Raw genomic sequence first — 13,797 nt, 5'->3', positions numbered from 1 at the left:
AACCGGGACTGATATTTCATTCCGACAGGGGGATTCAATATGCATGTGATGAGTTTAAGCTTATGCTAAATAAAAACGGTATAAAACAGAGCATGAGCCGTAAAGGTAACTGCTGGGATAACGCTGTAGCTGAAAGCTTTTTCAAAACACTGAAAACAGAATGCATATACCAGCATAAATTTCCTAATAGGGAGCTTGCAAAGCTAGAGGTCTTCAGGTACATTGAAGGATTTTACCACGCCAAAAGGATACATTCTGCAATTGGATATAGAACGCCAAATGAAATGGAAATGTTCTACCGATCAAAACAGAAATTAGCAGCATAAAAAGTCTCCACTTTTAAGTTGCAATTCCACTTTGGCATTAAATTCCTCCAATTCGTAAATCCAAGGCCTTCAATATCCGTAAGGTGGACATCCAGCAGTTTCTTTTCAAATAAGGTTCTCAGCAAGTTCTGATCAGGATCTGCTTCGCCATCCGCCAGCAAAGTATTTATGCCTTCTGATTTTATAAAGCCACTAAGCTTTTGATAATCCACCACCGTTTCATGAAAAGGTTCTTCTATCCAAAAGAGATTTACCATTGGGATACCTTTTAAATACTGAATAAACTGGTCTGATGTAAAACCGTTATTTCCATCAACTAAAATTCTGCAGTCGGGAAATGCTTCTGCCACTGCTTTTGTAACCTCAATATCCCGTTGAAGTCCTTTGGAAAAAGGCATCCATTTATGCCCCCTTCCAATTTTTAACTTGAATTGCCTGTAACCCACTCCATAATCATATTGGCATTCCTCAAGAATACGGTCAATTCCTGATGGTCTATCCGCTGGTTCTAAGTCATCGAAATAGATCATACCACTATAATAATCTGTTATGATCGGATCTTTTCGACCAAGTATTTCATAAACAGGTTTATTTAAAATGACTCCTGCGAGATCATGAAGAGCCATATCAAAGGGAATATGTGTCTGCAGCAGTGTACCGACTTTGGGAGAAAAAAGATCTGACATTTTCTTGCCTATCAATTCTCCCGAAATTTGTTCAGCTTCACGTCTTGAGCCACGGAGTGAGGTCCAGCCCATTGCTCCCTGATCTGTCCTTATAACACATATTTCCACATCAGGTCCATAACCATGTAGGTCGAGACGGGCATTTTTCCCCACAAGTCTCGGATAATTCATCTTTACGGTAGAAAATCTGATATCTTTTATCTTGTGATAGGACAATACCTTGTTTCCTGGTTCAGCATCAGAGGAAAATAAAATTTCATTTGCGTAACCTTTATACAACGTGGCTGAGGCAATGCCAAAATTCAGCGCCTGAATAAATGTTCTTCTTTTCATAGTTGATTTATTTCGATTATCCGAAACCGTCAGGATAGACTTGTTTCTAGTTTTTTTTTTACACCAGCGTAGGCATAACTAGCCACGTAGCCAAAGCTTTATAATTAGTTTATAAATATCCATATGAAAGATACTGCATACGCGTTTGTATTTATTGACAGGGCGTATCAATTGTTATACAATTTGTATCATTTTTTTTATCAATGTCTCTGTCGTGTACAATTACCGTATGACTATCTTTACTGCTTCGAGCGGCCTTATTACCTCATACCAATACCGCATAAAAAATTTGCATATAAATACCTATATCTTAAATTTTCCTTTATTTTGTATACATGCGCATATTGGTAACAGGATCTTCGGGAAAATTAGGAAGTGTAACAGTTCGGAATCTACGTCTTGCTGGACACGATGTTACGGGAGTTGATTTATTAGAAAGCGATACCACTGATCATTGTTTAGATGTACAGCGAACTGAGGCAGTTATTGAATTCACAAGTGGTTATGAAGCCATTATCCATACTGCAGCGCTGCATGGTAGACATATGGATTTGAATTATAGCCGACAAAGTTTTATAGATACCAATATAACAGGAACATTAAATCTGTTAAATGCCTGTGTAAAGAACGGAATAAAGCGTTTTCTTTTTACCTCTACAACCTCCATATACGGCAATGCACTTGTTGATGCGGAAAAAGCGGTGTGGGTTACAGAGGAACTTATAGCCCAACCTCGTGATATTTATGATATTACTTGGTTACACTCCGCAGTATACTTTCGAATTTCTTCTCAATCAACTTCAATAAAACAGCAAGACGGCACTTTAGTTATTGATCTACACCGATAAAAATGCCTTCATTTTATTTATTGCTTGCAAGGAAATATCTAAATCTTTATTGAGCACGATTTGTCCACTTGATTTTTCCCGAATAATTAAATTAGCATATTGTGTTCTAAATAATGAAAAAAGTGGCCTTTCCTTTAGCGGTAGATACTTTTCAACAATAGAAACTGCGTAACTATCGAAAACATATTCTTTTTTTCCAATGCTTATCCGGTCACTGAATAACGTACAGCGGTTTTGCCGATAGGTGGAAACAAGTAAGGCGGGTAAAAGAACAAATCCAAAGAGAGCGAAGGCCCCAAAAGATATAACCGTACTTGTACCTGAGATAATTCCCAAAAGATTATAGATTGATCCGAAAATAATAAAGGGCGCCAAGACACCATAAAAAATAAGTGTACGCTGTGATAGATTGATTTTCATACTAATTATAAAAAATTGATTTAATACACCAAAATAGTTAAAAGCAAATGAATCTCCCACATAATATAATTATCGCTTTGATCTCCTTAATATTCGTCCACTATCAATAAATAAGGGTAATACTTTTGCCATATTTAGTCGGCTGTTTTTCTATCGCCAGATTCTTGTCTGAGCTTACAAAGCATATGAAACAAGTCTCAAAAAACAACAAAATCTATATAAGTTTTCCAAATTTCCCAGTATAGATTAGGATAAGGGTAATCATATCGAATAGCGCATGTGAAATGATTGAAACCCAAAGATTATTATTCCATTTTTTATATAAAATACCCCAGTAGAATCCTCCCAAACAAGCAGCTATAACAGCAAATATATCTTGCTGCAGATGATAGAGACCGAAAAGAATACTGGTTATCACGATAGGCAACCAACGTCCCATTCCTTTAAACAATCTTTTTTCGAGTATATTCTGGATACAGCCCCGAAATACAACTTCCTCATAAAATCCACCAATAATCCAAGCTGCAACAATTGTCATGATCAATCTTGCCATACTACTCCTGATAAAATTATACTCCATATAATCGGGAACATTAAATAGATGTTTGATAACTGGAATATATATTATCTGCATAAATATTACCCAGGCTAATGCAGAGAGAATTCCTAAAAGAATAACACGCGAAGAAAGGTTTTTCTTATTTAATCCCAAATCCTTCAATGACCTGCCTTCTCTTCTTAAAACAAGAAAAATTGCTAAAAAACAAATCACTGCATAAGAATAAAAAGGTAATGGCACAGCATGCGGAAATACGACAAGAAATAGGATGAACCCGATATCCTGAATTATTGAAAATGCTTTGCTTTTCATAGCTTGAGTTATGAAGTGCGTATTATCTTCAAAAATTTAAGCAACCGTAACGCCGAAGAAATGTCCTATTAACGCGGTCACTCCCATCGCTATCGTCCCCCAGAAACATATTCTGCCTACTGCAATTCCGATACTCGAGCCTCCAGTCTTGGCCGCAATCGCTCCAAGAACCACTAAAAAAATAATCGTAAAACCATACTGCAGATAGACCATCTGCCTAATTGGTGCAAGCAATGAAACCATAAATGGAAGTAGCGCTCCTAACGCAAATGAGCCCAGAGATGCCAGTGCAGCTTGTAGAGGTTTAGCTTGTGTAATCTCATTGATACCCAATTCATCATGTGCATGGGCGCCCAATGCATCATGTGCAGTTAGTTCGCGTGCAACCTGTAAGGCGGTTTCTTTACTGACGCCTCTTCTTTCATAAACTTTGGCTAATTCCTGTAGCTCGATTTCAGGCATTTCTTCAAGTTCCTTTTTCTCACGTAGGAGATCGGCCTTTTCGGTATCTTCCTGCGAGCTTACGGAAACATATTCTCCTGCTGCCATAGACATTGCTCCCGCAATCATGCCCGCTAATGCTGCCAAGACAATGGTATTGCGTTCAGGGCTCGCCGCTGCAACTCCAATCACAATACTCGTCGTCGATAATAAGCCATCATTGGCACCTAACACAGCAGCGCGAAGCCACCCAACCCGGTTGACATAGTGTTTTTCTAATGGATGATGCATATCAGTATGTATTTGTGAAAGATACTTAAATTTAGCAATTATATTTATTTAAAGCTACTCTGATCTCACTGTAAGTCAACAACCTATCAAATTACCTACAGTGCCATCCTGATTTTTTTCAATTGTGGTTATGCCTTTTAACCATTACCTTTCAACATTTCGCAAACTTTATTCTACTCAGGAGCTTAAAGAGAAGGTGTAAAGAATCTTGCTTCTTTAAAATTTATAATTATATCCTAGTCTCAGCACCTGCGTTTCGTAATAATCATGGCTTGTATAATTAAAACCAATACCATCTATTTTTCGCTTAATAACCATCGTATTTAATAAATCCGTAGCATTAAAGAAAAGCTCGCCTTTTCCTTTTTGAACGGATTTTTTTAGTCCGGCATCTATTGAAAACCTCGATTGGATTTTTCCCTGCGGTATAATATCCGGTGCCAAATAGATTGCTGTAATCTGCCCATCCCATCCTCTTGCAAAACGAAACATATTGTTAAACTTCAAGTTACCTGAAAGTGCAGTCTGCCGATCTGCTGAAAAAGTATTGGGTTCGGGATAAAGGTTTTCTACTGTAAAGGCATTGATTTGGTTTCGATAGAGATTACCATTAATACTAAAGGAGTAAATTGAAGATACTTTTTGATTCAAGATTGTTTCAATCCCCGTATTGAAGCTCTTTCCTGCATTTTGGAACACAGCATAAATTAATTTACTGTCCGGAACAGTACTCGATATCCGTGTAATAGTTCCATCAGCGAAACGGTGATACATTGCGGCGTAAAAGTAACCATTGCTCCAGGTATTCTTATATCCCAGTTCGACAGAATTGGTGAACTGAGGACGCAAGCCTGGATTTCCAACCTTGATAATTTCAGCATCATCATACTTGGGAAAAATACGAATGTCAACTTCATTAGGTCGGTCCACCCGCCGATTATAAAAAGCCGAAAGCTTGTTATTGTCGTTAAGTTTGTAGGCCAATCTCACATTGGGAAAGGGTTGCGTATAATTGTACCCATCGCTTTTATAGGTGTTATGATTTGGATTTACATCATATTGAATTTTCACATATTCTAGACGCAAGCCTAATTCAGCCTCCCATTTTTCATTTTCGAAAACATAATTCCCATACACTGCTGGTATAAATTCTTTGTAATTTGCCCAGCCGCCAGCATTCATATCAAGAACAGAGTTGGCGCCCGGTTTAAACTCCATATTAGTTGGAATATTCCGGTTTCTCACCTTTATTCCGGTTTCAATACGTCCATATTTCAGCGGTTTGATATAATCTACATTAACATCATAAACCTGTTCGTCGGATAGCAGCTTAAAAGAGTCTGTTCCCTTCGAAGAAGGTAGATAATTGTCATAGAAGTACTTTTCGTCTTCGCGATGAAATGTATAATTAAAACCAACATTGAGCAAATGCCCGGCATCTTTAAATTTGTGCTGATAAGAAGTTGTCGCCATGGCTGTTGTCTTCAATTCATCTTCCAAAAATTGCCAAAGACGCAAGCGTGTTGAAATATCAGCATCGAAAAAAGGTTGATCGCCCCGGTCAATAATCTTCTCACTTCCATACATCCCCGAAATAGTCAGATTATTCTGTTCATCAATATGCCAATCTATCCCTGCTTTGGTCGTTAGAAAATTCGTATTCCGATTTCGTTTCAGCTGTGAGTTAATAATTGTACCATCTTCATATTTACGAGTTACAAATTCATTCTTGTTCAGTGTCTGTGTATAGAGATTATCGGCCTGTATGAAAATATTGACCTTATCTTTTCTGTAATTTAATGATACACTGGGATTGATTTTAGGTGTTAAAGTATATTGTGGTCTTATGGTTGGTAGATTTTCCTTCCGTATCCATAATGAGCCCAATCCGGAACTGAAACCTACTTTACCATTAAATCCATTTTGATTACTTTTCTTCATAATGATATTAATAATACCTGCATTCCCATTGGCATCATACTTCGAAGAAGGATTATTGATGATCTCTATTTTATCTATCGCTGATGACGGAATATTATCCAACCCAGATTGGCTACCAAAACCCGTCAAGGCGGTTTGTTTTCCATCGATAAGCACAGTGACTTTGTCGTTGCCTCTCAGTTGAACTTTGCCATCCTGAACCGCGATTCCGGGCAAATTTTGCATCGTCTGCAAAACAGAACCGCCGGTCTGACTTATATTATCGGCAACGGAATAGATTTTCTTATCCAGTTTATTACTTACATGACCTGCCTGAGCAGTCACGGTAACCCCTTCCAATGCGATGGAACGCTCCTCCAACTCGATCGTTGGGATATCCAAAAACTCCGAAAGACTACCAACAAATAGGGATTGCTTCTTATCCTCAAACCCTGTAAATGAAATGTTTAATTGGTAATTTCCTGGCTTAATTTTGGAAATGGTAAACCGGCCTTCATCGTTTGTCATCGTTCCGGCGATAAAAGCGCTGTCTTTATCAGATTTGACCACAACGTTAACGTATTGAATAGCCAATTTATCCGCCTTATTTTTTATAATACCTGAAACGGTAACAGACGATACCTGTGCCGAAACAACCGAAGAAACTATGACTAAAATAAAAATAAAAAATAATCGTAATTGAACCATAATCTAATCCCTAACCTCCTTTAGAAATTTACCCTTATCATCAAAAATTAAGTCCCTACCATCGACTTCGGCCTCAGAGCTAACATTATTTCTAGCATCAGTAATTTTGGCTGCTTCTTTGATATTTTTATGGGAATAGTTTTTGATTATATAAGCTTTAGCGTCTGCAGGAAGCTCTCCGACGGGAATTCCAACCTCGGTTTCAATAATATGTCCTGCGGCATTTATAAGGACGGAATAATTAATTTTTCCAACCTTAAATCCAGCTTCATAATTTCCCTTTTCTTTTTCCCATTTTACAGACTTTACATTAGGGTATTTCTGTTGAAACGCCAGCTTAATTACTGATGGAACTTTCTTTTCTGAGACTTCTTGAGCTTTGACCAATGATACGCTTACCATCAGAGCCAAAATAAAAATTAATCTTTTCATGTTCTTTTTATTAATGATTTCATAAAATTCAAAAACAATTTAGAAGAAATTTAGAACTCAATACCAACCAGGATGATAGCTATTATGTTCGGAGATTACTCGGTGCTTGTTCGGTGCTTGTTCGGAACTTCTTCGGTGCTTCTTCGGTTCAGAGCGAATAAATAGCGACTAAGCTCCGAGGAAAAAACGTCGATTGTATGAATGAATATCGAAAACTATATAAGATTAAACTTACCGCGTATGGGATTCGCTTTCCCTACAGTATTTTATTTTTCCAAATAGCCTGATACATCTTAAGGATATGTTAAACTTTTCGTATTAACACTTTTTAACGATGTTAAATGGTAGCTTTAGCAAATATTATAATTTACATCAACCACAAATGCCCTTTTTAGACCATGTTCTGCAAGTTCCTACCTACGGATGGAAAGACAACGATGGAAACCTCGTAAAGCCAAGCAAAAAAGAAATTTTCAGCGAATTCTTCAAACGCCTCAATATTTTTAAAGATAAAAGAAATTGGTTACCCTTTTTTAGCTGGCTAAAAGTAGCTTGCCTCATCCCCTTTTTTTTCATCTTTTTGGTGTACCACTTCAGTTGGTGGACTGTCTTGGCAGCATTTATCTACAGTATGATTGTAATGGGAACCCATGGTACGATATGGCACCATCGATTTGCAACACACGGCGCATTTAAATTCCGGAACGGATTCTGGCGTTTTTTCACACAGAATCTGACTATTAATGTAATTCCAGAAGAAATATATGTGATTTCACATCATGTTCATCACGCAAAATCTGACACCCCTGGTGACCCTTATAATGCCCAGGCTGGTTTTCTATACTGTTTTTTAGCCGATGTAAATCATCAGCCTATTGCTAAGGACCTTACGGAAAATTCATATAACCGTGTCAAATTACTGATGCGACATACAGGTGTAACCGCCAATAGTTATGCACAATATCGAAAATGGGGGTCGTACGTAAATCCTTCTCATGCTATCGGATCCTGGATACTAAACTGGGCTTTTTGGTATGCCATTTTCTATTTGATCGGTGGCCACGCGCTTGCCTGTACACTCTTTGGCGCGGCCGGTTTCTGGGCAATCGGTGTACGGACATTCAACTATGAAGGCCATGCAAAAGGTGAAGACAAGCAACGTGAAGGTATTGATTTCAATGAGAAAGACAAATCAATAAATCAGTTATGGCCCGGCATTGTAGCCGGTGAATGGCACAACAACCATCATTTATATCCTAAGAGTGCGCGGAGTGGTTTTAAACCTTATCAGATTGACCTCGCTTGGTGTTATATCAAAATGATGCATAAACTCGGCGCAGTCAGTAGTTATCGGGATGACAAGAAAAGATTTGACGAACAATATCGTATCCCCTACCTAAAATCTAAGGAATAATCAATCGCTCTTAATTATAGTTTTAACCTGTTACCGGCTTCAGCTGGATAGCACGAGAGCAACTAAGTCAACGTAGCGCGATAGTAGATTACCGCATTTTATTTGGAACAAGTCTAAATAGAGTGTATATTTGGGTGCTTTGAAAACCTCCGTACGTAAAATAGAGATCAACAAACAACAATTTGAAGAGTTCTTTCAACTGTATTGGAAGAGAATGTTTTCATTTGCGCTTAAAAGTGTAGACAATGAAGATGATGCAAAAGAAATTGTTCAAGATGTCTTCAAATCTCTGTGGGAAAGAAGATATCAGCTAGAACTTCAGGATGCGGAGCGTTATCTATTGCGTTCGGTTAAATTAAAATCACTAGAATTTCTTCGGAATAAAGGAAATAAAGAGAGACATCATGAGCTGATCTTAAATAGCAAAGCAGCATCTTACGAAGACAATTATATTTATTACAAAGAACTCAAAAATCACTTGGATCAAGCTGTTGATTCTTTACCCAAACAATGCAAAAATGTCTATAAACTGAGTCGCGACGAAGGGTTAACTAACAAAGAGATTGCAACAAATCTACTTATTTCAGAGCGAGCAGTCGAATATCATATCAGTAAAGCATTGTCAGTTATCAAAATAAGACTTAAAAAGTATTGCAATATCAATATTGCGAGATTCCTATTAATTACTTTTTTGTACTTTTGAATATACGTGGATTATCAAAAGATGGAAATCAACCAAGAAATACTTAAAAAATATGCTTCAGGTGAATGCTCTGAAGCTGAAAAGCATGCGGTTGAAAAATGGTTGGATAATAATTCATGGGATAGTATTGCGGAAAATAACCATGTCGATGAACTAGTTGGATCTGACATGTGGAATAAAATTAATGCCGATGTATATCGATATAGAAAATTCCATTGGGCCAAAATTACTGCCGCCGCCGCAGTTCTTGTAATCGGTTTTTCTGTTTTCTATCTATCTCCCCCTGCTCTGGATAATCATACCTTTACCAATACATCAATTGAGAATAGCAAGCTCTTTACCGAAGATCATTATGATTTACAGTTAAGTAAAAATAGCACGGCCAATATTGATCTGGTCAATAAAAAACTAACCTTCAGCGGAGACTTTATGATCACACCTAAACGGGACTTTGAGCTTGTGGATAGCAACCATAATGTTCTTGTATTTAAGGCCGGGCGAGAATACTTTGTTTCTGATTCTCCGGATTTTGGTAAAATCGTTGCTTTTCAAAAAAGTGATTTGGCATTCCTCCCGTCCAATATGCAGATTAAAATTAGAGAACAATTTCAAAGCATTTAATAGGCAAACATGAAGCGATTAGTATTGTTGTCTTTCCTTGCAACTTTTATTTTTTCTTGTAAACAAATTTCCAACAAAAACATAGAGCCTGATTTTGTTTTTTGTCTGTTCAACAAAGATGAAAGCCCAACCAGTTTGTTTTTCTCCGAAAGTTTGGAGGATACCCGACAACCGACTTTACAAATTCCTTTGTCCAGCTCACGAATTCAGGAACGGGAATATATCTATAAAAATGGCTTCTTTTATCGGTTGTCAAGCCAAACCAGTGTATTTACAAAACACCGATTACAGGGGTCGTCCTTGGTCCTTATTGACAGTATACAATTAAAAAATCGCGACTTTGAAACCATCACCTGGAAGGATGACAACAATTTAATTGCGCTATGTCGAGAGGATCTTATTGCAAAAAAAGCCCAGGCTCGACTCTATCAGATTAATGTTGCAGAGATGAAAATTATTAAGGAAGATACCATCACACTTCCCTTTGCAACAAAAGAATATAACGCACTACACCTCGGGCTTGTTGATATTGAAAACAATAACCTTTGGCTGGCTTATTCCTTCTTCAAATCACGCGGGAAATATGGACATACCACATCTGATACGACCTATTACGCCACAATAAACTATCCTAGCTTTACATTGCAACAAATTCAGAAAGAAACTCGTTCGACCTATCCCGGTGGCTTCAACATCATACAATCCTATAGTTTTAAAGACGAATTAGGGGACTATTATTTCATGACCAATCCTGGCATAGCGCTGGGCAATAATTTAAGGCTTCCAACAGCAATTTTTAGAAAGAAGAAAGGGCAGCAGCTCGTCGATCAGCACTTTATGATCAATATTTCCAAGGCAATTGGTAATCATGCATACGGGATCTGGTATGTGGGCAACGGAAAGGCGATTGTTCGCAATGAACAGAAGAATTTATACACCGATTTTTCCAATTATCACGCAGTTTATCAGTTCGAATATAGACTGGTGGATTTAAAATCTGGTTCCATCGAAAGAATTCCGCTCCCATTGGATAAAGGTACCCAAAAAGAGAATGTCTGGAGTGACAAAAAGGATGTTTATATAGCGATAGATGATGCAAATGATGAGCATCGTGTATGGAAGTATAATTTGCAGACAAAAGAAATCTCCAAGGGGATCCAACTCCCCAATAGTACAAACTTTATTGTACGCATGGATTATTTGAAAAAATAATCTATAGTTCTTCAAAAAAAACAAAGCTCATAATCAACTATTTGCATATTTTTCAAAAAAAATAGCTGAAATCAACATTCGGTAAGTGATCGGTATAGGCAACTCTCTTGTATATACTTAATCTAAATAAAAATGTTGAAGTCAACATCTACTTTTTTACTCTTATTAATTTTTACCGTATTTACACAGGCCCAGACCTCCCAAAAGAACGTTATTTCAGGTTTTGTCAAAGATAATTTTGGAAGACCAATCCCAGGTGCAACAATACTTCTAAAAGATCAGGTCAATGGTACCTCATCCGATGTAGATGGATATTATAAGCTACATACGAATATCCCGAACAAGGCCATCATACGTGTCACTGCGGTGGGATATAACTACGAAGAGCGACCTCTAAACGGGAAAAATATTCAGGACTTTCAACTTATCGAGGATCGCAATTATATCGACGAGGTAACCGTAACAGCACATAGGAAAACTGAAAATGAGCAGAAAGTAGCGGAAATAAAGCGATCGGGCTTTAATGTCAGTGTCATTGACATGAATAAACATGCCAACGAAGCTGCCAATTTAACACAGGTTTTAAAGCGCGCCACAGGAGTTACTATTCGTGAAGATGGTGGATTAGGCTCCAACTTTGTATTCCGTATCAACGGGCTCGATGCAAAAATCTATATTGACGGTGTTCCCATGGAAAACTTTGGGTCATCGATGTCCTTAAATAATATTCCTGTCAATCTGATTGATCGGGTCGAAGTTTACAAAGGTGTTGTTCCTGCTTTTTTGGGTTCCGATGCGCTCGGGGGTGCTGTCAATATTATTACAAAGCGCCGAGCAAGACCTTATCTGGATCTGAGTTATTCCTACGGCTCATTCAATACACATCAGGCAGCCGTAGTCGGCACATTTACCAATCCCAAAAACAAACTTTCCTTCCGGATGAATGCATTTTACAATCATTCCGACAATGATTATAACATGTATACTAACGAAAAGTACAACGTTCTTATCGAGAACACTGTCGACAACAAGTATGTCACGATCCCCAAAGCCAAGCGTTTTAACGATGCTTACACTTCAGCCATGGGACAATTGGAGGTCGGTTTTCGCGACGTATCCTGGGCTGATCAGTTCTATGCAGGTCTGACCTATTCACAAAATCACAAAGAAAACCAGCTTGGGGCCTCACTTAGCAAAGTGTTTGGCGGAGCATGGTCTGAAAGCAAATATCTGATGCCAACCCTGAGCTACAAAAAAAGCAATTTTCTGGTCAATCGCCTATACGCAGATATTTTTACAAGCTATAGCTACGATACCCGCTACGTGCGGGATACAGCTATGTACAATTACGATTGGTCTGGAAACTGGATCTCGAATTACAATGCCACAACCCCGAATCCCCAAAAAGATACAAAGTATAATTTGTCAAATTATCTCGCGCGCGTAAATCTAAACTATGACTTTGATGAAGCGCGTAATCAGAGTTTAAATTTCAATTACAATTTCAATAGCAACGATCAGAAACAATATGAACTGATTGGCAATTATGACCGGTCTGGTTTGCCATCCTACTTGGGCCGACATATTTTGGGTTTGTCATGGCAAAACCAATGGTTTGACAAGCGCCTATCAAATGTTTTAGCCGTAAAATATTACCGCATGAATGCCTCAAAAGATATTGACGAACGCACCTTTGATGCAAACAACAATTTGATCAGCGGTGGGATAATCAGTCAAAAAAAGCAAGGGAATTACTACAGCATGAGTTTAGCCTCACGGTATAGGATAACCAAGGATTGCGGTTGGAAACTATCTTATGAAAGAGCATACAACTTACCTTCTATGACGGCTCTTTATGGTGACGGTATCAATACAACATCCAACTGGGATTTAAAGCCCGAACGGAGTGACAATATCAACACTGGGTTTTACTACAATACGTATATTAATCAAAATCACTTTCTGAATGTCGATTTAACAGGTTTCTATCGCTTGGCAGATAACTATATAACCAGCCGTGCGGTCATGCAGAATGGAAATGCCTATTTTCAAAGCTATAACGAACCTGGAGTAAAGCTCTACGGCTTTGAGGCCGAAGTCAAATATGGCTTTAAAGATCTTTTAGCAGTTACCCTGAATGGTTCTTACGATAAAGCTACTTACAACAAAAAATACACAGACGATTCAGACAATAAACAAATTAGCCTCACTTATGGCAAACAACTCATTAATCGCCCTTGGATCTATGGAAACGCTGATATAAGCCTGATCCAGAATAACTGGTTTCAGCAAGGAAGCAGAGTGCAACTCTCCTACTTATATCAATACACGCACTGGTTTTATCTGACAGAATCATACTTGGGATCACTTGAATCCAAAGATCTCATCCCTTCCCAAAATATCCATTCTGCGGTACTTAGTTACGCTTGGGACCGGAACAAATACAATGTATCCTTTGAGGCTAGAAATTTAACAGATGAAAGAGCATACGACAATTTTCGACTGCAACGACCTGGACGTGCATTCTACGTCAAGCTGAGATTATCCATTATGTAAAAAACAAATAAATAT

General features: G+C 38.0%; 13 protein-coding genes. 7 read left to right on the top strand and 6 right to left on the bottom strand.

From position 1 onward, the window contains the following. On the top strand, positions 1–326 hold a 326-nt coding region (locus IQ31_RS23635; protein ID WP_145330508.1), incomplete at its 5' end, for an integrase core domain-containing protein. Here IQ31_RS23635 and IQ31_RS23630 read toward each other — a convergent pair. Then, a complete protein-coding gene (locus IQ31_RS23630; protein ID WP_145330506.1) occupies positions 296–1,345 on the bottom strand; it encodes an enolase C-terminal domain-like protein in 1,050 nt (349 codons plus the stop codon). The two genes, IQ31_RS23635 and IQ31_RS23630, sit on opposite strands and share 31 nt — an antisense overlap. Positions 1,346–1,680: 335 nt before the next feature. Between IQ31_RS23630 and IQ31_RS23625 the strand changes: the two genes are divergently transcribed. Beyond that, a complete protein-coding gene (locus tag IQ31_RS23625) occupies positions 1,681–2,193 on the top strand; it encodes an NAD-dependent epimerase/dehydratase family protein (protein ID WP_145330504.1) in 513 nt (170 codons plus the stop codon). Here IQ31_RS23625 and IQ31_RS23620 read toward each other — a convergent pair. From IQ31_RS23620 to IQ31_RS23600, 5 genes are all read right to left on the bottom strand, one after another. After that, positions 2,182–2,613 carry a hypothetical protein gene (locus IQ31_RS23620; protein ID WP_145330502.1) on the bottom strand — a complete coding sequence of 144 codons (432 nt, stop codon included), beginning with the start codon at positions 2,611–2,613 and terminating at the stop codon, positions 2,182–2,184. The two genes, IQ31_RS23625 and IQ31_RS23620, sit on opposite strands and share 12 nt — an antisense overlap. A gap of 214 nt (positions 2,614–2,827) precedes the next feature. Continuing rightward, positions 2,828–3,484: a CPBP family intramembrane glutamic endopeptidase gene (locus IQ31_RS23615; RefSeq protein WP_075993753.1), complete on the bottom strand. Its 657-nt coding sequence runs from the start codon at positions 3,482–3,484 to the stop codon at positions 2,828–2,830. 36 nt (positions 3,485–3,520) lie between these two features. Next, positions 3,521–4,216, bottom strand: coding sequence for a VIT1/CCC1 transporter family protein (locus IQ31_RS23610; RefSeq protein WP_145330500.1), 696 nt, complete (start codon positions 4,214–4,216; stop codon positions 3,521–3,523). A gap of 216 nt (positions 4,217–4,432) precedes the next feature. Then, positions 4,433–6,844, bottom strand: a complete 2,412-nt coding sequence (locus IQ31_RS23605; protein WP_145330498.1) for a TonB-dependent receptor — start codon at positions 6,842–6,844, stop codon at positions 4,433–4,435. Between the two features lie 3 nt (positions 6,845–6,847). Further along, positions 6,848–7,276, bottom strand: coding sequence for a PepSY-like domain-containing protein (locus IQ31_RS23600; RefSeq protein ID WP_145330496.1), 429 nt, complete (start codon positions 7,274–7,276; stop codon positions 6,848–6,850). A gap of 334 nt (positions 7,277–7,610) precedes the next feature. Here IQ31_RS23600 and IQ31_RS23595 point away from each other — a divergent pair, with 334 nt between their 5' ends. From IQ31_RS23595 to IQ31_RS23575, 5 genes are all read left to right on the top strand, one after another. Then, positions 7,611–8,690 carry a fatty acid desaturase gene (locus IQ31_RS23595; protein WP_237241780.1) on the top strand — a complete coding sequence of 360 codons (1,080 nt, stop codon included), beginning with the start codon at positions 7,611–7,613 and terminating at the stop codon, positions 8,688–8,690. A gap of 139 nt (positions 8,691–8,829) precedes the next feature. Continuing rightward, a complete protein-coding gene (locus IQ31_RS23590; protein ID WP_237241782.1) occupies positions 8,830–9,393 on the top strand; it encodes an RNA polymerase sigma-70 factor in 564 nt (187 codons plus the stop codon). 21 nt (positions 9,394–9,414) lie between these two features. Then, positions 9,415–10,014 (top strand): hypothetical protein, encoded by a 600-nt coding sequence (locus IQ31_RS23585; RefSeq protein WP_145330494.1) that lies wholly within the window; start codon positions 9,415–9,417, stop codon positions 10,012–10,014. Positions 10,015–10,023: 9 nt separating this feature from the next. After that, positions 10,024–11,226: a hypothetical protein gene (locus IQ31_RS23580; protein ID WP_145330492.1), complete on the top strand. Its 1,203-nt coding sequence runs from the start codon at positions 10,024–10,026 to the stop codon at positions 11,224–11,226. Positions 11,227–11,358: 132 nt separating this feature from the next. Continuing rightward, the gene (locus tag IQ31_RS23575; RefSeq protein ID WP_145330490.1) at positions 11,359–13,782 is read left to right on the top strand and encodes a TonB-dependent receptor; all 2,424 of its coding nucleotides are present in this window, start codon (positions 11,359–11,361) and stop codon (positions 13,780–13,782) included. Positions 13,783–13,797 lie beyond the last annotated feature (15 nt).

It is taken from the genome of Sphingobacterium siyangense, from assembly GCF_007830445.1.
GTDB lineage: Bacteria > Bacteroidota > Bacteroidia > Sphingobacteriales > Sphingobacteriaceae > Sphingobacterium > Sphingobacterium siyangense.
Note: the sequence above shows the minus strand (reverse complement) of the source record. Positions and strands in the feature narration are given on the sequence as shown.

What these genes read in the sequence shown, in the direction of transcription:
- IQ31_RS23630 (WP_145330506.1), bottom strand. Translation starts at nt 1,345, where the DNA reads ATGAAAAGAAGAACATTTATTCAGGCGCTGAATTTTGGCATTGCCTCA.
- IQ31_RS23625 (WP_145330504.1), top strand. Translation starts at nt 1,681, where the DNA reads ATGCGCATATTGGTAACAGGATCTTCGGGAAAATTAGGAAGTGTAACA.
- IQ31_RS23620 (WP_145330502.1), bottom strand. Translation starts at nt 2,613, where the DNA reads ATGAAAATCAATCTATCACAGCGTACACTTATTTTTTATGGTGTCTTG.
- IQ31_RS23615 (WP_075993753.1), bottom strand. Translation starts at nt 3,484, where the DNA reads ATGAAAAGCAAAGCATTTTCAATAATTCAGGATATCGGGTTCATCCTA.
- IQ31_RS23610 (WP_145330500.1), bottom strand. Translation starts at nt 4,216, where the DNA reads ATGCATCATCCATTAGAAAAACACTATGTCAACCGGGTTGGGTGGCTT.
- IQ31_RS23605 (WP_145330498.1), bottom strand. Translation starts at nt 6,844, where the DNA reads ATGGTTCAATTACGATTATTTTTTATTTTTATTTTAGTCATAGTTTCT.
- IQ31_RS23600 (WP_145330496.1), bottom strand. Translation starts at nt 7,276, where the DNA reads ATGAAAAGATTAATTTTTATTTTGGCTCTGATGGTAAGCGTATCATTG.
- IQ31_RS23595 (WP_237241780.1), top strand. Translation starts at nt 7,611, where the DNA reads ATGTTAAATGGTAGCTTTAGCAAATATTATAATTTACATCAACCACAA.
- IQ31_RS23585 (WP_145330494.1), top strand. Translation starts at nt 9,415, where the DNA reads ATGGAAATCAACCAAGAAATACTTAAAAAATATGCTTCAGGTGAATGC.
- IQ31_RS23580 (WP_145330492.1), top strand. Translation starts at nt 10,024, where the DNA reads ATGAAGCGATTAGTATTGTTGTCTTTCCTTGCAACTTTTATTTTTTCT.
- IQ31_RS23575 (WP_145330490.1), top strand. Translation starts at nt 11,359, where the DNA reads ATGTTGAAGTCAACATCTACTTTTTTACTCTTATTAATTTTTACCGTA.